Below are 19,643 nucleotides of genomic sequence, written 5' to 3' on the forward strand. Positions count from 1 at the left end.
ACCTGAAGCAACACCGCTTATATACCCGCACACTTGGAATTATTTGAGTCTCTAAAAATGAGGGGATCTCTGAGGGGCGATGCCGCAGCCTTGGCGGGATTGGCGAACCCAGTAACCGATATTGCCGTAGCGATGATGTGGCGACAGCTGGTTGATACCTGCGCCACCCAAGAGCTGGCCGGTGGTGGCGCAGAAGATGCCCATGTCAAAGGCGCGTCCTGCCGCGCGATCCTGATCGCAGCTGGCAAACCACTCCAGCGCGCTGCCCCGAGTAAATGAACGGGAGCACCAAAACTCGTCGGCATCGGCCGGTTCGAACGGGCGGATCACGAGCTGAGCGTTGGCAAGGAGCTGGAATGTGATCACTTGTCCTGCTTTTTCAGGAAGTAACTGATATGCCCCGGCGGCATATCGGGCAGCTGGCCAAAGACTTCGTAACCCTGCTTCTGGTAGAAGGGGAGGGCCTGAAAGCTGGTGGTTTCCAAGTGGTAGTTGCTGATGCCCTTGCTTTGGGCGTACTGCTCCATGGCGCCGAGCAGGCGGCCGCCCCAGCCATCGCGGCGGATGCTTTCGTCGATCCAGAGCCAGTCGACATGCAGCCAGCCCCACTTGATGTCGGCGATGATGCCGCCGTGTACCTTGCCCTCTTTATCCTTGATAAAGCTGGCGATCCGCTCGCGCAGATGGGTGCCGGCGTGACCCTTGTTGAAGCCCGAGAGACCAATGCGCAGCGCTTCGATCTCATCGTCCCGAGGCGGTTGGGGTGGGGTTAGTTGCATATGTGCTCCTGCTGTATGGGGTCGTGGCTGCGTCAAAGGGTTAAAGCAATACCCGTTTGGGCTCAGTTTGGTCAAGTGTTCTAGTCGGCCGCCGCCAGCGTGCATGGCTAGCGGCCAGTCAATCTCCCTTGCGACTGCATCACCCCCCTTGCATCACCCCATAGTGAGGTGCAGACTGTTTGGCCTTGTTTTTATGTGATTCGATTCAAGGCAACCATCATGACTCCTGCCATCAACCTGCTGAAGAAGCTCAAGATTCCCCACAAGCTCTACCCCTACGAGTGCGAAGCCCACGACGATTTCGGCAAGCATGCCGCGACCCAGCTCGGGCTGCCGGAGGCGCAGGTGTTCAAGACCCTGGTCGCCCATCACGACAAGCAGGCGGTGGTGGCCATCGTTCCCTCATCCGGCATGTGCAGCCTGAAGCAGCTGGCCAAGGCGACCGGCCTCAAGAAGGTGGAGATGATGAAACCTGCTGAGGCGGAGAAGCTGACCGGTTACAAGGTGGGTGGCATCAGCCCGCTGGCCCAGAAGAAGCTGCTGCCTACCGTGCTCGACGAGTCGGCCCTGCAGTTTGACGAGATCCTGGTGAGCGGCGGCAAGCGTGGCCTCTCGGTCGGGGTGGCGCCGCAGGATATGCTGACGCTGATGAAGTGGATCGCCGCTCCCATCGGCGAAGAGTAGTGCCGGGCTCGGCATGATCCCGCGCTCCGGGCCGGTGGCGGCCCGGACTTCCCCGCCGGTGATCGGGCGCGCAAGTCGCAACTGGCCCGCCCTCAACGGGGGGAGAGCCAGTCTATACTGGGTGAACCCCGTTGTATGAGTTCAGCCATGATCTATCGACTTCTGTTGCTCTGCCTCTGTTTATCCTTCCCCTCTGCCTTGCTGGCTGCCACCCGCTTTACCCTGCTCAGTCCTGAAAACAGTCAGGATATGCGGATGCGTTATTACCGTGAGGTGATGCAGCTGGCGCTGGAGAAGACCCGCCCCGAATATGGTGACTACGAGTTGCTGGACTCCCTGCCGATGAACAAGGCGCGGATGCGGATTGAGGTGCAGGAGCAGGGCGAAAACGCCCTGTTTATTGTCGACAGCTGGCCCTATCAGGGGGAAGTTGTGGCGGTTCAGGGCGCGGCGGATCAGGTGGCATCGATCCCGTTCCCGATCGACATGGGGATCCTCGGCTACCGGGTCTGTTTCGTCGGTTCGGATCGCGCTGCCGAGCTGGCGCGGGTGAACACCCTGGATCAGTTGCGCCACTTCACTCAGGGAGCGGGCACCGGCTGGCAGGATGCCGTGATCCTGCGCCACGGCGGACTGACCGTGCATGAGGTGGATAACTACGAGTCGCTGTTTCGCATGGTGGCGCGCGGGCGCATCGACCTCTTCTGCCGTGGGGCCAACGAGATCCTGCCGGAGTGGCAATCTCATCAGGGCAAGGTGGCCGGGTTGACGGTCGATCGCCATCTGGCCCTCTTCTATCCACTGATCCACGTGTTCTACAGCAACGCCCACTATGTTCAGGAGCGCGAGCGTCTTGCGCGCGGTCTGCAACTGGCCTGGCAGGATGGTTCCCTCAAGCGGCTCTGGCGTCACCACTTCCAGTCCTCGCTGGTGTTTGCCAATCTGGGGGCTCGCCAGATCTTCCGGCTCGGCAACCCGCTGCTACTCAAGGCGGGTTTTGACTATCGCCCCTACCTTTACAATCCGCAGGCGGATGATTTCGGTTCACTGCCCTGAGCCGGGTTATCAGGTGCACAGGCTCTGATAGAGTAAGGGAGAGATCGTTGCCGCCAAGGAGATGGCCCATGCGCGTATCTGCCCGCATCCTGCTCTTCATCGCGTTGCTGTTGCCCGTCACTGGCGGCGCGGCCCCGGCCTTTACGCTGCGTACCTGCCTCGAAAACAGTGACTCCTACCCCTGGCTGCTGCAATCTGGCGAGGGGATTGTCCAGTATCACCTCAAGGCGGTTGCCACCGCCCTCAATGCCGAGATCGTGCTGACGCCGCTGCCGTGGAAGCGCTGCCTCTCGCAGGTGAGCAGTGGCCAGATGGATGCGGCCATCAAGATGAGTTACAGCGTCGAGCGAGCGACCAAGGTGGGGGTCTATCCCATGCGTGAGGGCAAACCCGACCCCGCCAAGCGGCTGCTGACCGAGAGCTACAGCCTCTACCAGCTCAAGGGGGGCAAGAGCCAGTGGGATGGCACCACCCTCAGGGTCAAGGGCATGGTGGCGGCCCAGTCGGGATTTTCCATCGTCGACTTGTTGCTGGCGGCGGGGGCCGAGGTGGATGACTCCAGCCGTGACCCGCTGATCATGTTGAAAAAGCTGGTGATGGATCGGGCGCAGGCGACGGCCATCCAGACCGAGGTGGCTGACAGCATTCTGGCGGCCCATCCCGAGCTGCAGGCCCGTATCGAGCGGCTGTCGCCGGTGCTGGTGGAGAAACCCTACTATCTGGTCTTCTCTCACCACTTCTATCAGGCCCATCCCCAACAAAGCCGGCAGGTGTGGGATGCCATCGAGCAGGTGCGCGATTCTGCTGCCTATCAACGTTACGCCGCGTCGCTCAGAAGCACGCCTCCGGCGGGGGAGTAGGCTGATGGGTGCAACTGGCCAAAAAGGGGAAGAGACCATGGGGTGGTGGCGGGAGCGGGCGCCCACGCTCGGGGGCTACACTGAAAGTACCCCTTCAGCCAAGGCCCGGTTTATGTCCTCCCTGCATCTGCTGGCCGCCGCGCTGCTCTGCCTGTTGTCGCTGACCGGGCAGGCGGCCACCCGGTTTACCTACATCAGCCCGGAGAGCGAGCGGGACCCGCGCACCACCTATGATCGGGAGTTGTTGCGGCTCGCCCTTGAGAAGACCCGCGACCAGTTTGGCGACTATGAGCTGGTCCCCGCACCGCCCATGACCAAGGCGCGCGAGCGGCTCAGCATGCAGCTTGACAGCTACCCCAACCTCTTTGTGATGGACAGCTACAGCAGCACCCGCGAGGGGCTGGGGCTCACCTATGTCCGTTTTCCCATCCATCTGGGCATCGTCAGCTACCGCATCTGTTTCGTCAGCCCACAGCAAAAGGCGGCGGTGAGCAGAGTGACCGACCTCAAGGGGCTGCGCCAGTTCACCTTTGGTCAGGGCAAGGGGTGGCTGGATGTGGATATTCTGCGCTACGCCGGGATGGAGGTGGTGGAAGTGGAGGGGTACGAGAAGCTGTTCAAAATGGTAGCGCGGGGTCGCTTCGATCTCTTCTGCCGCGGGGCGAGCGAGCTGCGCAGCGAGCAGCTCACCCACAAGGAGATAGCGGATCTGCTGGTGGATGAGGCGCTGTTGATCTACTACCCGCTGCCCCGGGTTTTCTACACCAATCCCAATAATCGCGAGGCGCTGTTACGGGTCGAGCAGGGGTTGCAACTGGCATGGCAGGATGGCTCGCTACAGGCGCTGTGGCGCAAGAGTTTTGGCCCGGCCATCGCCTTTGCCAAGTTTTACCAGCGCAGACTGCTGCGGCTGGATAACCCCTTTCTCGAGGGGATCAGCTTCGATTACCGCCCCTACTTCTACAACCCGCAGACCGATCGCTTCGGTGATTATTGAGGTTCCTGCCGGGTGCGACAGAGGGCCAGCCAGGCCTCGGCGGTGCGCGACAGATAGCGCTCGCTCGGCCAGATCACCCCGAGTCGCCAGCTCAGTTCGGGCTCCAGCGGCCGCAGCACCAACCCATCGGGCGTCAGCCGGTTGCAGACCGGCTCCGGCAAGAAGGCGACTCCCATGCCGCTGCGTACCATGGCGGTGAGAAAATCCCACTGGCTGCTGCGCGCCGCCACCTGCGGCACAAAGCCTGCCTCCTGACACGCCTGCTCCAGCCGCTCGCTCAGGGTAAATGCCTGGGTATAGAGCAGGAAGGGCTCCTCCTGCAGGGACTCCAGCCGCAGCGGCGCCTCGCCACGCCAGCGGGGTTGATCCGGCAGCACCACCCTAATCGGGTATTGATCCAGCTCCAGCGCACTGAGGGCGCCCCCCTCTTTGGTCGGCAGCATGGTGATGGCGAGATCCAGTTCCCCCTCCAGCACCGCCTGTTCGATGCGGCGACCGCCGTACTCCACCAGCGTCAGCTCCACCTTGGGATAGCGGGTGCGGTAGGCGCGGATCAGATCCGCATAGACGTGGCCCACCATGGGGGGAATGCCGAGGGTGAGGCGACCGTGTTGCAGGCTCTGCAGATCCGCCAGTTCGGCCTCCAGCTGCTGCATCTCCGCCAGGATGGTCTGGGCCCGGTTGAACAGCACCTGGCCGCTGTCGGTCAGGGTGAAGCGGCGTCCCTCCCGGTTGAGCAGGGGCTGGCCCAGCTCCTCTTCAATATTGCGGATCATCTTGCTGATGGTGGGCTGGGTGACGAACAGCTTTTCGGAGGCGCGGGTGAAGCTTTTTTCCCGCACCAGTTCGACAAAATAGCGCAGGGCGCGAATATCCATGGACTCTCTCGACTCGTGTTGGCGGGTAGGGGATGAAGTATGCCTATGCGGCATGAATTTGATAATTTTAATTCATTTCTGGCAGGTTTTGCTCAACTCTATACTGTGAGCCGGTTCACAGAAAGACGATAATCATGAAAGCCCTCTGCTTGCGCTGGTTACAGACTCCCTTCCAGATTGTGTTGCTGGCAGCCATCTGGCTGCTGGCCGATATCGCGGTGCGCACCCTCCATCTGCCGCTGCCCGCCAACCTCACCGGCATGTTGCTGCTGCTGGCCTGCATCCTGCTTGGGGTGGTCAAGGCGCAGTGGTTTGAGGCCGGTGCCCGCTGGCTGCTGGCGGAGATGCTGCTGTTCTTCGTCCCCGCCGTGGTGGCGGTGGTCAACTATCAGGAGCTGTTGCTGGAGGAGGGGTGGCGGATCATGGTGGTGCTGCTGGTGAGTACCACGCTAGTGCTCGGCACTACCGCGCTGGTGGTGGACCGGGTTTACCGCCTCGAACTGAAACTGGCCCGCCGGAGTCGCCGTCATGTCTGATACCCTGCTCGGGCTGCTCTGCTTTGCCCTGACCCTGCTCTTCTACTACGCCAGCAAATGGCTCTATGGCAAAAAGCGCATTCTACCGCTGATGCCCCTTCTACTGGCGCCGACCCTGCTGGTGGCGGTGGTACTGCTGTTCCACATCCCCTATCAGGATTACATGGCCGAATCCCACTGGCTGCTCTGGCTGCTGGGACCCGCCACCGTTGCCTTCGCCGTGCCGGTCTACGAGAACCGCCAGCTCATTCGCCGCCACTGGCTGTCGCTGTCGGTGGGGGTGTTCGCTTCCGTCATCATGGCGGTGGGCAGTACCGTGCTGCTGGCCCGCTGGCTGGATCTCTCCGACATGCTGCAACGCAGTCTGGCGATGCGCTCCATCACCACCCCATTTGCGGTGGAGGCGACCCGCGCCATCGGCGGTCAGAGCGATCTCACCGCGCTGTTCGTAGTGTTGACCGGGGTGATTGGTATGGCGGTGGGGGAGAGCGTGCTCACCGTGCTGGCCATTCGCAGCCGCCTCGGCAAGGGGGCGGGCTTTGGTGCTTCGGCCCACGGTGCCGGTACTGCCAAGGCCTATCAGATGGGTAACGAGGAGGGGGTGGTCTCCAGCATGGTGATGATGATCGCCGGCATGGTAACCGTGCTGCTGGCGCCCCTGCTGGGCCAGATGTTCTGGTAGGCCGAGTTTCCCTTTAGAAGGCGGCTCGTCCCGGCGCTACACTCTAGGGAGCGTGTATTCCCGGGATGAGCAGTATGACCTTTCATCGCCTCGCTTTCTCCTTGCTGCTGTGCAGCCTCTCCCTCCTTGCCGCCCCCCTGTGGGCGAGCGACGTCTTTACCCATATCAGCCCCGAAAGTGAGCGGGATCAGCGCACTCTCTATTTTCGCGATCTGTTGCAGCTGGCGTTGGAGAAGACCCGCGACAGCTTCGGTGACTACGAGCTGCGGGCGGCGCCGCCGATGAACCGGATCCGGCTGCGCCAAGTGCTGCAAACCAACTTCTATCCCAACTTCTTTGCCGTCGATACGCCACAGCCTGATAGCGGCGAGGCCCTCGACTATGTCCGCTTCCCGGTGGAGCTCGGCATCCTCGGCTATCGCATCTGCTTTGTCAGTCCGCAGCAGGCGAAGGCAATTGCGGGGGTGACCCGCTTCGAACAGCTCAAGCAGTACCAGAACGTGCAGGGGCGCGGTTGGCAGGATGCTGCCATTCTGCGGGCGGCCGGTCTGCAGGTGCAGGAGGTGGACAGCTATGAGCGCCTGTTCAAGCTGGTGGCCCGTGGGCGGGCCGACCTCTTTTGCCGCGGCGCCAACGAGCTCTTCACCGAGCTGGAGCAGCATCGGGATGTGGTCGGTCTCACCGTGGAGCCGCACATCGCTCTGCACTACCCCTTCCTCCATCTCTTCTACACCTACAAGGGGAATCAGACGGGGCTCAGGCGCATTCAGGCCGGGCTCAAGCTGGCGTGGCAGGATGGCTCGCTACAACAGCTCTGGCTGCGCTACTTCAAGCCATCCCTCGCTCAGGCCAGGCTCCACGAGCGGCAGCTGTTCGAGCTGCCCAACCCGCTGCTCAAGGGGATCGACTTTGATTACGACGCCTACCACTATGATCCGGTAACGGGGCACTTCGGCCCCGGCTTGCCCTGAGCCGGAATCAGCAATCAGTGACGTGGCCAGCCCTGCGGCTGGCCTTTTTATCAGGCGAATCATGCCAAATTGGCATGCTTTTTATTATTTAAATTCATTTTTTGACGGTTGTTGCGCTGCATATACTGGGGGTCGCTTCACGGTTTCACGTTTTGCATCTGTCCGGCTGTTGCCTTGCCGATGCGGGCCTGAACCGTCCTGCTGCGGCGTCTTGATGTTCTGCATGAAGGCGTCCATCACTGGGCCGGGATCGATCCCGGCAGGTATTACAGCTGACGGAGCCTTGTTATGTTTAATCCCCACCCTCGCGCCCTGATTGTCGAAGGGGGAGCCATGCGCGGCATCTTCGCCAGCGGCGTGCTCGATGCCTTCGTGGAAAGCCACCACTACCCGTTCGATTTCGTCATGGGCGTTTCGGCCGGTGCCACCAATCTGGTCTCTTATCTGAGCGAGCAGCCGCGCCGCAGTCATCACATCATCACCGAGCTGGCCTGCAGCAGCGACTTTCTCGACCCGTTGCGTTTCGTCAAGGGGGGCGATCTGGTGGATGTCCGCTGGCTCTGGCGCACCAGTCGCTACCGTTTTCCCCTCGACCTCGATACCTTCTCCACCTGCCGCATCCCCTTCTATGCGGTCATCACCGAGGTGGCGACCGGCGCGGCTGTCTACCTGCCGGTGCGCCCCGAGAATATGGACGAAGTGCTGACCGCCACCTGCGCCCTGCCGGTGGTGCAGCACGAGACCCCCTGTGTCGAGGGGCGCCCCATGGCGGATGGCGGCATCAGCGACTCCATTCCGGTGATCGAGGCCTACCGTCGCGGGGCGCGGCGGATGACGGTGGTGCTCTCCGAGCCGCGCGGTTATCGCAAGAAGCCGGCCCGCTTCTGCTGGATGGTCAAAGCCTTGCTGAAGACCCAGCCCGCGCTGGCACAGGCGATGCTTGCACGGGATGTGGCCTACAACCGGGCTCTCGATTTTATCGCCAATCCCCCTGCCGACTGCGAGATCGAGGTGATCGCGCCACCGGCCGATTTTCCTGTCTCCCGCTTTACCCGCGACGCGTTCAAGCTGGAGTCCGGCTATCTGCAGGGCTACTGGCAGGGGCGCCAGAGCCTGCTGCGTGCTCGCAGGGAGGCGCGAGCGGTGGCCTGAACGGCTGGTCGGTGCTGAACATAACGTGCTGAACATAAAAAGGGGAACCTCGCGGTTCCCCTTTTGCATGCTTGCGCGGCGGCAGCTGCTTACAGCATCTGCTTGAGGCGATAGATCAGGTCGAGCGCCTGACGGGGGGTCAGCTCGTCTGGGCGCACCGCTTCCAGCTCTTCCACCACCGGATGGATCTGCGGGGCGAGAGTCACCGGAGCCGGGCGGCTTTCACCGGCGGCCACCGGGGTGGCGCTCTCCAGCTCGTGCAGTTTGTGGCGAGCCTGCTGGATCACCGATTTTGGCACCCCCGCCAGCGCCGCCACTTGCAGGCCGTAGGAGCGGCTGGCCGCCCCTTCCTGCACCGCATGCATAAAGGCGATGGTGTCGCCGTGCTCCACTGCATCCAGATGGACGTTGGCCAGTCCGCTCATCAGCTCGGGCAAGCGGGTCAGCTCGAAGTAGTGGGTGGCGAACAGGGTGTAAGCGCCAATCTTGCTCGCCAGTTGCTCGGCGCAGGCCCACGCCAGCGAGAGGCCGTCGTAGGTGCTGGTACCTCGGCCAATCTCGTCCATCAGCACCAGACTGCGGGCGGTGGCGTTGTTGAGGATGTTGGCGGTCTCGGTCATCTCCACCATAAAGGTGGAGCGGCCGGAGGCGAGATCGTCCGATGCCCCGATGCGGGTGAAGATGCGGTCGATGGGGCCGATGCGGGCGCTGTCGGCGGGCACGAAGGCACCGATATGGGCCAGCAACACGATCAGCGCAGTCTGGCGCATGTAGGTCGATTTACCGCCCATGTTGGGGCCTGTGATGATCAGCATCCGCCGCTCCCGCTCCAGCCGGATGGGGTTGGCGATAAAGGGATCGCTCATCACCTGCTCCACCACCGGATGGCGGCCCGCCTCGATCAGGATCTGATCCTCATCGATGAGCGTCGGGCATCGGTAGTCGAGGGTCTCGGCCCGCTCGGCCAGGTTGGCCAGCACGTCCAGCTCCGCCAGTGCGGCAGCGGACTCCTGCAGATCGCCGAGGTGGGGCAGCAGGGCATCGAGCAGCTCTTCGTAGAGGCGTTTCTCCAGTGCCAGCGCCTGAGCCTGGGCGGTGAGCACCTTGTCCTCGTATTTTTTAAGCTCATCGATGATGTAGCGTTCGTTGTTTTTCAGCGTCTGACGGCGGATGTAGTGGGCCGGCACCAGATGGCTGTTGGCGCGGCTCACTTCGATATAGAAGCCGTGCACCTTGTTGTAACCCACCTTGAGGGTGTTGATGCCGGTCAGCAGCTTCTCCCGCTCCTCGATGCGGGCGAGGCTGGCAGTGGCGCCGTTGGCCAGATCCCGCAGCTCGTCCAGCTCCTGATTGAAGCCGTCACGGATGACGCCGCCATCGCGGATCAGCACCGGTGGCACCTCCATCACCGCGCGCTCCAGCAGGTCGAGCAGCTCGGGGAAGGTGCTGGCGCGCTCGGCCAGCTGCTGCACCGCTTCGTGTTCATTGTCCGCCAGCAGGCGTTGCAACTCGGGCAGCTGGGCGAACGCCTGACGCAGGCGGGTGAGGTCGCGGGGACGGGCCGAGCGCAGGGCGAGACGGGCCAGCACCCGCTCCACATCGCCGACCTGACGCAACAGGTTGCCCAACTCGTCGTAGAGGTTCTGCTCGATGAGCTCCTTGATGGTGCTCTGGCGGCCTTTGAGGATCACCCGATCGCGGATCGGTTGGTGGATCCAGCGCTTGAGCAGGCGGCTGCCCATGGGGGTGGCGGTGCGATCCAGCACCTCGGCCAGGGTATTTTCATAGCCACCGGCCAGATTCTGGGTCAGCTCCAGATTGCGGCGGGTGGCGGCATCCATGATGACGGCATGATCGGGCTGTTCGAGGCGCACGCTGCGAATGTGGGGCAGTGCGGTGCGCTGGGTGTCCTTGACGTACTGCATCAGGCAACCGGCAGCGCACAGGGCGGTCTCGCTCTGCTCGACGCCAAAGCCCACCAGATCCTGGGTACCGAATTGTTGGCAGAGCAGCTTGCGGGCAGTCCCGAGCTCGAACTCCCACTCCGGGCGCCGGCGCAGACCGCGGCGACCCTCGACGTGGTGCAGGAAGGCGAAGGATTCGGGGTAGAGCAGCTCCGCCGGATTGGTGCGCTGCAGCTCCGCCAGCAGGGTCTCTTCTTTTTCGAACTGGTTGATGAAGAAGCGGCCGGAGCCGATGTCCATGGTGCCATAGCCGAAGCGGCGGCCATCGTGGTAGACGGCGGCGATCAGGTTGTCCTGCCGCTCGCTGAGCAGCGCCTCGTCGGAGACGGTGCCCGGAGTGATGATGCGGATCACCTTGCGCTCCACCGGCCCCTTGCTGGTGGCGGGATCCCCCACCTGTTCGCAAATGGCGGCAGATTCGCCGAGCTGGACCAGCTTGGCCAGATAGCCCTCGATGGCGTGATAGGGAACGCCCGCCATCGGGATGGGGCTGCCAGCCGACTGGCCACGCTTGGTCAGGGAGATATCGAGCAGTTGGGAGGCCTTGCGGGCATCGTCATAGAACAACTCGTAGAAGTCGCCCATCCGGTAGAACAGCAGGATCTCGGGATTCTCGGCCTTGAGGCCAAGGTACTGCTGCATCATAGGTGTGTGCTGGTGTAAATTTTCTATTGTTATCAATGTCTGTTCGCCATTAAGTTGCTGTTATTGCACTTATCTTTTTCATTGTTAAGGCTCAGCATGGTTCAGTTTGTCTCATCAAAGCTCACTAAATCTTGCTTTAAAGCGTAGGTTAAAGCGTAGGTTTATGTGATGATGAACGTGGTTGAAATGAAAACCTACGCTTTTGCTCTCATAAAAAACGATATGAAAGGATGTAAGTGATGGCCGCGCCCCAGAATAGCAAACCGCTTTCTTACAAGGCAATTGAGTCGATGAAGCCAGGAGACAAAGATAAAGTCGACGTCGGTGATTACCGAGGATTGCGAGTCGCGTGTGGAAAAACGGGAAAGAAAAGCTTTTACTATCGCTACAACGACCCTTTGAATCCGCGTAAGCAAAAGCAAGTCACCTTAGGTGTCTTTCCTGCCATGTCCTTGGAGGAGGCCAGGACCAAGTTCAAGGAATTGAAGCTCATGAGGCATCAAGGTGTCTGTCCGGCTACAGAGCTGAGCGCAGTTAAAGTCAAGCGCGACCAAGAATCTGAAGTCGTTGCACCGTTTACCATCACTGACATGATCGAGCTTTACCTGACTGAGCACATCGAAGATCGGCATGCCAAGGAAGGAGGAATTTTACTTGGAGCCCGTAAACCCAAAGGGCAAGCAGAAACACGAAGGACTCTCTATAACGATCCTGTGCGTGCATTCGGAGAGAGGTTAGCCACAGAGGTGCCAGCTAACGATATCGTGGCTTTGGTCATGGAGATTGTTGCGCGGGGAGCGAATGTGCAAGCTGGTAGTGTTCTGCGTGAGCTGTCAGCTGCTTTCGATTATGCAATTGGAACGGGCAAACTGGATGAGCACTTTGTAAACCCAGTTACGAACGCAAAGAAAAGATTAAAATTAGCGAAAGTGCGTTTAACATGTCAAAAAGGAACTCGAATTCTTAGTGATGAAGAGCTAAAAAAATTTCTTCTCTGGTTACCAAGTTCTGGTTTTACTATTCCACAGAAAAACGTGCTCAGAATGACGTTATGGACAGGATGTCGTACCGGAGAAATCTGTGGTGCTTATTGGCGAGATATTGATCTAAGTAATGGCACATTCCATTTAAAAGAAACGAAAACTGATACCGAGCGATATGTTCAGCTTCCAAGACAAGCTATCGACTTTCTTCATTCACTGAAATTAATTACAGGTGATTGTTTATTTCCATCGCTTTTGACTAAAAAGCCGATACCTCAAAAATTGTTAACTGAAACTGCGTGGCGACTGCGCAAAGACAATGTAATGATTGATATACCTTCGTGGACACCACATGACCTTCGGCGTACCGTTAGAACAGGGCTTGCAAAGCTGAAATGTCCAAGTGATATTGCAGAAGCAATATTAGGTCATGCCCCAAAGGGCATAGAAGGAACATACAACCTCCACAGATACAATGATGAGTGCAAAGAGTGGTTGCAAAAGTGGGCGGATCATTTAGACAGATTAACTGCGATATAGATGATTTTCCTCGATTAAATATAGTTTTCCGTGGGGGCGTAAGTGCCCCCATGTAACATGCAATTTTTATAGCTAGCTGAAACATTGATGCAACTACCCATCAGGATTGATGCTGCAGTACGCATCGTTAATTAGTTTTTCTATGACTGCATTTCTTTTTATTCCCTTTGCCTTTGTAATTTCTTTTAATTTTCTTTCAATGTCTACACTCATGATGAAATTATATTGTTTGCTGTCTGGATTGTTCTTTCTGTATTTTTTTTGGGTTAGGGATTTTTTAAGTCTATCAAATTTAACTATACAGTCACTTTCTTTAAATATGAAGAGTAAATCAAAGTAAGTTGTAATGGCTTCAGAAATATCATCATTGCTATTGCCGTCAATTATTTTTAAAAAAATGTCATCTTGATCTATCTGGTCTTTTATCCATAACAAATCTTCATTATCTAATCCTTTAAAGTTCAACCAGCTTTTAGGTTTTTGTTTTTTAATTATTTTACTCCAAAGCAATTCAATAAACTGAAGGTGTTTGGACTTTATAGCGATGCCATCGTCTAAGCGATCAAAATACTCAATCACCCTTTCTTTTTTTTGACGAGAGGTTTTGGCTCTTGGGTGGCTATTGGTAAAACGCATGTGACTTAATGATATTACATCTTCAAAAGAATTGCTTCTAAAATAAGCTGGCCCTGGTTGACTAAGATTTGGGAGGTTTTTTTTGTAAAGGTCACTATCTTTATCAAAAAAATAACTCCAATTATTGGTTATAGCGAATGCAAAATTACACACTCTTGGGTTCGTTACCTGTATCCAGCAAAAGTGCTCCATTTCTAGACAGTTTCTACTGAACTGTTTGAATAGAAATTCTGCGATTGCGTCAGTGTTCTCTAACTGGATGGCGTTATCTATTTTCCGAATGTAGTTTGCGATAACATAATCTTGTTTGGTTTTGAAATAGTCATTAAAAATTAATAAAATTGAGTCAGAATCAGTGTTGATGGTGTCAAAATGTAGTTGATACAGAATATATTCTGCAAATCTTCTCATTTCCTCCGTAGCTTTCAGTCTATTGAAGCGATCGCCCCATGGGTATTTAGAGTCATTTTTTATTGGTAGCCCATGGCTTGGTAATTTCATATAAATCCACTCGCGTTAAATATTGTTTAGGTTTGATACTAGTGTTTTTCTAGTGTCAGTCAAGTGTCATTATAGGGTTTTTCTAGTATGTAAATAGTGTTTTTTATGGGCTCCCAGCCCAGTTTTTTGTCGATTTTCATTGATATGTATGCATTTTTTATGAGTTAGAGAGTGTTGTGTGTAGCCTCTCGTCCCCCAGTGAAAAAATCAGGCGACAACTCCCCTGCCACTGGGGGCTCGTGATTGGTGTGAGTCTGTTCATCATTGTTTTTTACAGAGAGCTTGTATGTGAAGACCTGTAGTAGCATCGATGAGTCGTTGGTGATTTGGTATTGGCTGTGGATTATTGAGTATAAATGGTGGGGCAATGAAGCTGCTGTGATGATGGAGTCTGGGATATGTAAAAATGAACACAGAGCACCTTAGGTATGAAAAAACTTAAGGAGAGTAAAATGGGTCTCATTAAAATAAATGAATTGATCGCGATGACTAAGCTATCTCGCCCAACAATCTATCGGCTAATCAAGGCAGGGAAGTTCCCTTCACAACTCCAAACATCGCCAAAGACGGTAGCATGGGAAAAATCAGAAGTAGAAGACTGGATTCGCAAATTGGTAATGGAGCGAAAAAATCATAACTAATAATATCTTGGCTCCCTTTTTTGGGAGCTGTTTTTTAAGTTTAATGGTTTCATTATGGTCTATTTGGAGCCAGTAAATGAAGGCTGTCAATCTGCTGTGCAGATTAAGTTTATGGCATAGAATAATTGCTTGATCGTTGAGGCTAAGTTCAGAGTAAGTTTTTTATTCTAATGCTCGGTATTATCGAGACCTTATCGAAAATACCTACGATTCTTTTCGGTGATTTAGTCGGCTACTTAGTTCGGTAATAGTATTACATATACACACAAAGTGTATAACAAGGCAGAGGGGGCAGGAGATATATCGAGGGTGAGAGTGATACACCATCAGAGTGTATCACAGGGTATGTGAACGAGAACATGTGATATATACACTTCGTGTATACCAATCAGATGCACATCAGGCTTGTACATCAGATACAAGCCATTAGCTGTATAGATCTGCATAGCAAAGTATATGTAATGCACAGAGTGCTAAATGCAGATTGGTATATCAACCTAGTGGTTTGATAAGAGAGAACAGTATCAGTTGTCCGTAAAGTTTTACGTAGCAATCCTCATTAATGATGATAAGTGAAGTCACCTGAGTATCTAACCAACGGGTATAGGTATTCCATGCGAGCTATAGGAACTTATATGAAATCAAAAGTCGGGTATCATTTAATAGCCGACGAGCTAGAAAACTTACGAGGTGTGGCTGAGGCCAAGTATGGTTCAATATCCTTTGAGCAGTTGAAAACATCCGTGGAGGTAATCGCTAACTTCTTGAATAAACACCCACGAGTGTTTGCAGTGCGCGTTGACCTACGCTTCCCCCTGATATCCATCATGGATGATCCGGATATGCCGACAAGCTTCCCACCGGAGGTAGAGGAGGAAAAGGTTATTAAGCGCTTTATAGCTTCACTAAAAAGCCAAATACAGGCGGCACGTCACCGTAAGGGTAAGACGGGTAAACCATTCTTCTTTGGATTTATCTGGGTGAAGGAGCAAGTAACAAGCCAGTACCCTCATTATCACGTGGTGCTACTATTTAACAGAGATGATTACGGTCATCTTGGGGATTACTCTAATTTCGATGGAGATAACATGGCTACGCGTATCCGTAAAGCTTGGTGTAGTGCATTGAGGCTCGCATACCCTGATTATGCGTCTTTGGTGCATTTCCCTGACGATGCAGAGTATCGATTTGATCGCCGAGATGCTGACCTGCATAATGAGAAATTTTATAAATTCTTGGAGAGGACCGCGTATTTATTTAAGTTACGCACGAAAGTACGAGGTGAACGTAATTACGGGCGTAGTCAACTGATAAGGTAATGTTACACTTAATTCACTGGCCCTAGCGGGGACGCTCGGCCATTCAAATTCAATTCGGGAGTTTCTGCTCCCGGATCTGTTAAGCTAATCCCTCATTTGTTATCGCATCAGTTGGAGTAACCCATGGCAGCCTATTCCCCTCCCTTCACCCTGACCCACGCCATGTTGAGTCGGGTGGCGGAGATCGCCGAGTTGGTGGGGCAGTGGCGGTTTGCTCAGAGCTCCCAGGTGCCGATGCTGCGTCGAGAGAACCGGATCCGCACTATCCAAGCCTCCTTGGCGATTGAGCACAACACACTGAGTGTTGAACAGGTGACGGCAGTGATTGAGGGAAAGACGGTGCTTGGGCTTCCACGGGAAATCCAAGAAGTCGGTAATGCGTTTGCGGCCTATGAAGCAATGCCTGATTGGGATCCGGCTTCCGCTGATGATCTACTCGGTGCTCACATACTCCTGATGCGTGGACTCTGTGATGATGCGGGTCACTGGCGTAGCGGTGGTGTAGGTATCTATCGAGGCGAGCAGTTGGTGCATATGGCTCCCCCTGCGAACCAGGTCCCTCGTCTGATGGGGCCTTGTTGATCAAATCCAAAGTCGGATACTCGCTCCCCAACCCGCCGGGCGGGCTTAGTTGACGGCCTGCCGAATGGGCATACCAAGCCCTATGACCTTGTTCATGACTTTTACCCCAGCCAGGATCTCACCCACCTGGGCGTTGTAGCTCCGCAGACTCAGTTTCGGACCGATGAGCTGCTTGAAGCGATACATGGCGGTCTCAGCTATCGAGCGCTGATGATAGCCAGAGTCCTTTTTCCATTGCTCCAGCTCTCCTGCCTTGAGCGCGGCAACCGCCTCGTTGCGTGGATAGCCTTTCTTCCAGAATGCCGCATTCTTTCTCGGCGGTATGGTGGCCTTGATGCCCTTCTTTTGCAGTAGGGTATAGCAGGCTCTGGTGTCATAGGCACCATCGGCGCTGACTTGTTCTATCTTGCGGCGCAAGGGGTTGAGCAGCGTGGGCAACACCTCGTTATCGCCCACCGTTTCCAGGCTGACTTCGGCTGCAACGATGGCATGGGTCGCCGCATCTACGGCCAGGTGAAGCTTGCGCCAGACGCGGCGTTTCTCCTTGCCGTGCTTGCGAATTTTCCATTCGCCTTCGCCATAGACCTTGAGTCCGGTGGCATCGATGACCAGGTGAGCCACTGGGCCATGGCTCGATAGGCGGTACTTGATTTCGACCGTCTTGGCGCGCTTGCTGATACAGCTAATGGGATGGTCGCCCCTCCTAAACTGGCAGCACCTGTGCCAACGTGTGGGACGATACATTCATCAATGTGAGCGGAGCGATCAACATGAACGTTAAAACTATCGGGATCGATTTGGCGAAAGCGATTTTCCAGATACACGGTGTGAACGAACACGGTAAGTGCCTGTTTAACAAGCAGCTCAAGCGGGCACAAATGATCAGCTTTTTTGCCAATCTGCCACCCTGTCTGGTTGGCATGGAAGCCTGTAGCAGCGCCCACTATTGGGCCAGAAAACTGCAAGGGCTAGGACATACCGTTAAACTGATGGCCCCGCAGTTTGTTAAACCCTACGTGAAGACCAACAAGAACGATGCGGCGGATGCTGAGGCGATCTGCGAAGCGGTGAGCCGGCCGAACATGCGGTTTGTGCCAATGAAGAGTAGTGAGCAGTTAGCCGTCCTAGCGCTGCACCGCGCCCGACAAGGCTTTGTTAAGGCGAGGACCGCACAGGCCAACCAGCTACGTGGTCTGCTGGCAGAACACGGGATCATCATCCCTAAAGGCATTGCCCACATTGGCAAGCATCTGCCCGAGATCCTAGAGGAGTACGAGAACGGGTTGCCAGGGACGTTTCGGCAATTGCTCGAGCGCCTGGGGGAGCATCTCAAGGCGCTCGACCGGCAGGTTCAGGAACTAGAGGTCCAACTCCAGAGCTGGCATCGTGAGAACGTCGCCAGCAAGAAGCTGGCGCAGATCCCGGGGATCGGCCCGCTCACCGCGAGTGCCTTGATCGCCTCCGTCGGAGACGCAAAAAGTTTCCTGATTACCCATGACCCTCAGCCAGCTTCAAGAGCCGATATGGCATCGGAGGGCTTGCCACGACTGCATGCCCCAATTCTACCAACATGCTATTGAGGTCAAAACGATGATTAAACCGGAAGCAGTATTCCGCAAGATGCCTTGGTAAATGCTTCGCTCCGAGCGTATGGCAACCGCGATTCTCACTATTCAAGCCAAATTAAATCTTTTTATGCGATACATACACGATTTCTACCTTCGTTTTTTGCATGATATAAAGCACTATCCGCTTCTAGTAGTAATGTTTCTTCAGTCTTTATATGTGAGGTATTATCTGAACAGGCAATACCAAAGCTCATGGTGACAGAAAAATTGCCTTCATTCCTTTCAAACTTTAGATCAGAAATTGCTTGACGGATACGCTCTATAATTAACAGAGCATCTGTGGCATTGGTTTCACCCAGTATAATTAAAAACTCCTCACCACCATAACGCCCAACACAATCATGACTCCTTAAGTGGTTAGTTAAACTTTTACTGACCTCCTTCAGCGCTGTATCACCAGCAACATGACCATATGTGTCGTTGACATGTTTGAAATGATCTATATCAGCAAGTATTACAGTAGTAGGCTGTTTTTTTCTTGTGTCTTTTTCGATGGTGTTTTTTAGGAATTCCATTATAGCGCCCCGATGAAAAACACCAGTAAGTGCATCCCGAGAAGACTGCTCTTTGAGTTGCGCCAATGCATTTACCAACTGATTGTTTATGTCATAGATGCGTTGATAAAGACGGCTTTTTTCGACTAAAAATGATATTTGCCTTGCAAGGTTAATAAATATTTTTTGGTGGGCATCAATGTATGTGTTTTTTTCTTTGCTAGAGAAGAAAATGAAACCGATAGGCTTACCATCTGCAATGAGCGGGCAGGTTAAACTTGATTGAATGCCTTCAGCAACTATTAATTTAGTTGATAATGAGTTAGGGTTTTCAGCTAAATATAGTTGCAGGTCGTTAAGAATGCGGGGTTGTTGCGAGGTTAGTATCCCCTCTAAACTACTACCACTTAAAAAAGCAGTATATCCATTTTTGATCATTACTTTTTCTGGGTAATTGCTTTTTGTCCAATGAGCGAAAACCCGCTCATAATCATCAGATATTAATGCGCAGCCGATCCTATCGTAAGGTATTATTTCATGAAATGTGTCATATATGCGATTTAAAACCTCATCAAGAACACTGCCTTTACTGATTTCAGTGGATATTTCTTGAATTTTATTAAACCCATCAAGTCGGGCATCAAGCCAGGCAGCCAACTGAACAAGATCAGATTCAAAATCGAGAATGGATTCTATGTTGGTATCCTTCGGGAAAGATAAGGAACATTTGCCTTGTTTAATTTTTTTTATGGCTTCTCTGTATGAAGCTAACCGTTGAACTGATAGTGTTACATCGTTCATATCTTGTCCTTATCGGTACTGCGTTGACTTTTTGTAGCATAACGTCTGTTTAATCGATGATGCGAATAATACCTTGAGATCGTGATCTCCATCTAGATCTCTATCGCAGCGTGACATAATGGGTCATCAAATCATCTTCGCCGACAGTAAATTCAGCAGCAAGCGCCATCAGACCCGTAAAGCGATTTTTGCCCCTTCATGATCCCAGAAAAAGATCGTGAATTTAATCAATTAGCTACCTGATTACCCATGACCCTCAGCCAGCTTCAAGAGCCGATATGGCATCGGAGGGCTTGCCACGACTGCATGCCCCA

At 54.7% G+C, this 19,643-nt stretch carries 18 protein-coding genes and 4 pseudogenes; 13 read left to right on the forward strand and 9 right to left on the reverse strand.

Annotation, left to right across the window (positions count from 1 at the left end; translation table 11 throughout):
* Window positions 1-69 precede the first annotated feature (69 nt).
* A pseudogene (locus PG888_RS20515) lies at window positions 70-363 on the reverse strand (GNAT family N-acetyltransferase); the annotation flags it as partial.
* Window positions 363-779 (reverse strand): GNAT family N-acetyltransferase, encoded by a 417-nt coding sequence (locus PG888_RS20520; protein ID WP_182938859.1) that lies wholly within the window; start codon window positions 777-779, stop codon window positions 363-365. The pseudogene PG888_RS20515 and the gene PG888_RS20520, both read right to left, overlap by 1 nt.
* Before the next feature lie 219 nt (window positions 780-998).
* Between PG888_RS20520 and ybaK the strand changes: the two genes are divergently transcribed.
* From ybaK to PG888_RS20540, 4 genes are all read left to right on the forward strand, one after another.
* Window positions 999-1,463, forward strand: coding sequence for a Cys-tRNA(Pro) deacylase (gene ybaK, locus PG888_RS20525; RefSeq protein ID WP_005336092.1), 465 nt, complete (start codon window positions 999-1,001; stop codon window positions 1,461-1,463).
* A gap of 147 nt (window positions 1,464-1,610) precedes the next feature.
* Window positions 1,611-2,519, forward strand: coding sequence for a hypothetical protein (locus tag PG888_RS20530; RefSeq protein WP_182938860.1), 909 nt, complete (start codon window positions 1,611-1,613; stop codon window positions 2,517-2,519).
* Window positions 2,520-2,587: 68 nt separating this feature from the next.
* Window positions 2,588-3,379, forward strand: a complete 792-nt coding sequence (locus PG888_RS20535) for a substrate-binding periplasmic protein (protein WP_182938861.1) — start codon at window positions 2,588-2,590, stop codon at window positions 3,377-3,379.
* A 112-nt stretch (window positions 3,380-3,491) separates the two neighbouring features.
* Window positions 3,492-4,376, forward strand: a complete 885-nt coding sequence (locus tag PG888_RS20540; RefSeq protein ID WP_182939705.1) for a hypothetical protein — start codon at window positions 3,492-3,494, stop codon at window positions 4,374-4,376.
* Here PG888_RS20540 and PG888_RS20545 read toward each other — a convergent pair.
* Window positions 4,370-5,254 (reverse strand): LysR family transcriptional regulator, encoded by an 885-nt coding sequence (locus PG888_RS20545; RefSeq protein WP_182938862.1) that lies wholly within the window; start codon window positions 5,252-5,254, stop codon window positions 4,370-4,372. The genes PG888_RS20540 and PG888_RS20545 overlap by 7 nt on opposite strands.
* A gap of 134 nt (window positions 5,255-5,388) precedes the next feature.
* Here PG888_RS20545 and PG888_RS20550 point away from each other — a divergent pair, with 134 nt between their 5' ends.
* The 3 genes from PG888_RS20550 to PG888_RS20560 all read left to right on the forward strand — a co-directional run bounded on the left by PG888_RS20550 (window position 5,389) and on the right by PG888_RS20560 (window position 7,443).
* Window positions 5,389-5,790: a CidA/LrgA family protein gene (locus tag PG888_RS20550; protein ID WP_182933032.1), complete on the forward strand. Its 402-nt coding sequence runs from the start codon at window positions 5,389-5,391 to the stop codon at window positions 5,788-5,790.
* The gene (locus PG888_RS20555; protein ID WP_139406758.1) at window positions 5,783-6,472 is read left to right on the forward strand and encodes an LrgB family protein; all 690 of its coding nucleotides are present in this window, start codon (window positions 5,783-5,785) and stop codon (window positions 6,470-6,472) included. Before PG888_RS20550 ends, PG888_RS20555 begins: the two co-directional genes overlap by 8 nt.
* Before the next feature lie 74 nt (window positions 6,473-6,546).
* On the forward strand, window positions 6,547-7,443 hold the full coding sequence (locus PG888_RS20560) for a hypothetical protein (RefSeq protein WP_182938863.1): 897 nt from the start codon (window positions 6,547-6,549) through the stop codon (window positions 7,441-7,443).
* A gap of 84 nt (window positions 7,444-7,527) precedes the next feature.
* Here PG888_RS20560 and PG888_RS20565 read toward each other — a convergent pair whose 3' ends face one another.
* Window positions 7,528-7,668, reverse strand: coding sequence for a hypothetical protein (locus PG888_RS20565; RefSeq protein ID WP_182933030.1), 141 nt, complete (start codon window positions 7,666-7,668; stop codon window positions 7,528-7,530).
* A gap of 63 nt (window positions 7,669-7,731) precedes the next feature.
* On the opposite strand from PG888_RS20565, the gene PG888_RS20570 reads away from it, so the two are divergent.
* Window positions 7,732-8,595: a patatin-like phospholipase family protein gene (locus PG888_RS20570; protein WP_182938864.1), complete on the forward strand. Its 864-nt coding sequence runs from the start codon at window positions 7,732-7,734 to the stop codon at window positions 8,593-8,595.
* Between the two features lie 89 nt (window positions 8,596-8,684).
* Here PG888_RS20570 and mutS read toward each other — a convergent pair whose 3' ends face one another.
* The gene (gene mutS / locus PG888_RS20575) at window positions 8,685-11,240 is read right to left on the reverse strand and encodes a DNA mismatch repair protein MutS (RefSeq protein WP_182938865.1); all 2,556 of its coding nucleotides are present in this window, start codon (window positions 11,238-11,240) and stop codon (window positions 8,685-8,687) included.
* 203 nt (window positions 11,241-11,443) lie between these two features.
* Between mutS and PG888_RS20580 the strand changes: the two genes are divergently transcribed.
* Complete coding sequence (locus PG888_RS20580) at window positions 11,444-12,727, forward strand: tyrosine-type recombinase/integrase (RefSeq protein ID WP_042081336.1); 1,284 nt, start codon at window positions 11,444-11,446, stop codon at window positions 12,725-12,727.
* Window positions 12,728-12,820: 93 nt separating this feature from the next.
* Here the strand turns inward: PG888_RS20580 and PG888_RS20585 are convergent, their stop codons facing one another.
* Window positions 12,821-13,864 carry a hypothetical protein gene (locus PG888_RS20585; protein WP_133295844.1) on the reverse strand — a complete coding sequence of 348 codons (1,044 nt, stop codon included), beginning with the start codon at window positions 13,862-13,864 and terminating at the stop codon, window positions 12,821-12,823.
* A 452-nt stretch (window positions 13,865-14,316) separates the two neighbouring features.
* Here PG888_RS20585 and PG888_RS20590 point away from each other — a divergent pair, with 452 nt between their 5' ends.
* The 3 genes from PG888_RS20590 to PG888_RS20600 all read left to right on the forward strand — a co-directional run bounded on the left by PG888_RS20590 (window position 14,317) and on the right by PG888_RS20600 (window position 16,406).
* Window positions 14,317-14,505: a helix-turn-helix transcriptional regulator gene (locus tag PG888_RS20590; protein WP_042081333.1), complete on the forward strand. Its 189-nt coding sequence runs from the start codon at window positions 14,317-14,319 to the stop codon at window positions 14,503-14,505.
* 635 nt (window positions 14,506-15,140) lie between these two features.
* Complete coding sequence (locus PG888_RS20595; RefSeq protein ID WP_043851559.1) at window positions 15,141-15,824, forward strand: inovirus Gp2 family protein; 684 nt, start codon at window positions 15,141-15,143, stop codon at window positions 15,822-15,824.
* A 123-nt stretch (window positions 15,825-15,947) separates the two neighbouring features.
* Window positions 15,948-16,406 carry a Fic family protein gene (locus PG888_RS20600; protein ID WP_231556974.1) on the forward strand — a complete coding sequence of 153 codons (459 nt, stop codon included), beginning with the start codon at window positions 15,948-15,950 and terminating at the stop codon, window positions 16,404-16,406.
* A gap of 45 nt (window positions 16,407-16,451) precedes the next feature.
* Here the strand turns inward: PG888_RS20600 and PG888_RS20605 are convergent.
* A pseudogene (locus PG888_RS20605) lies at window positions 16,452-17,090 on the reverse strand (IS5 family transposase); the annotation flags it as partial.
* An 86-nt stretch (window positions 17,091-17,176) separates the two neighbouring features.
* On the opposite strand from PG888_RS20605, the pseudogene PG888_RS20610 reads away from it, so the two are divergent.
* Window positions 17,177-17,890: pseudogene (locus PG888_RS20610) on the forward strand (IS110 family transposase); the annotation flags it as partial.
* A gap of 4 nt (window positions 17,891-17,894) precedes the next feature.
* Here the strand turns inward: PG888_RS20610 and PG888_RS20615 are convergent.
* Window positions 17,895-18,062: pseudogene (locus tag PG888_RS20615) on the reverse strand (IS1595 family transposase); the annotation flags it as partial.
* Between the two features lie 37 nt (window positions 18,063-18,099).
* On the reverse strand, window positions 18,100-19,329 hold the full coding sequence (locus PG888_RS20620; RefSeq protein ID WP_005344802.1) for a sensor domain-containing diguanylate cyclase: 1,230 nt from the start codon (window positions 19,327-19,329) through the stop codon (window positions 18,100-18,102).
* Between the last annotated feature and the right edge of the window lie 314 nt (window positions 19,330-19,643).

It is taken from the genome of Aeromonas sp. QDB23 (assembly GCF_027707745.1).
GTDB classification, from domain to species: domain Bacteria; phylum Pseudomonadota; class Gammaproteobacteria; order Enterobacterales; family Aeromonadaceae; genus Aeromonas; species Aeromonas allosaccharophila.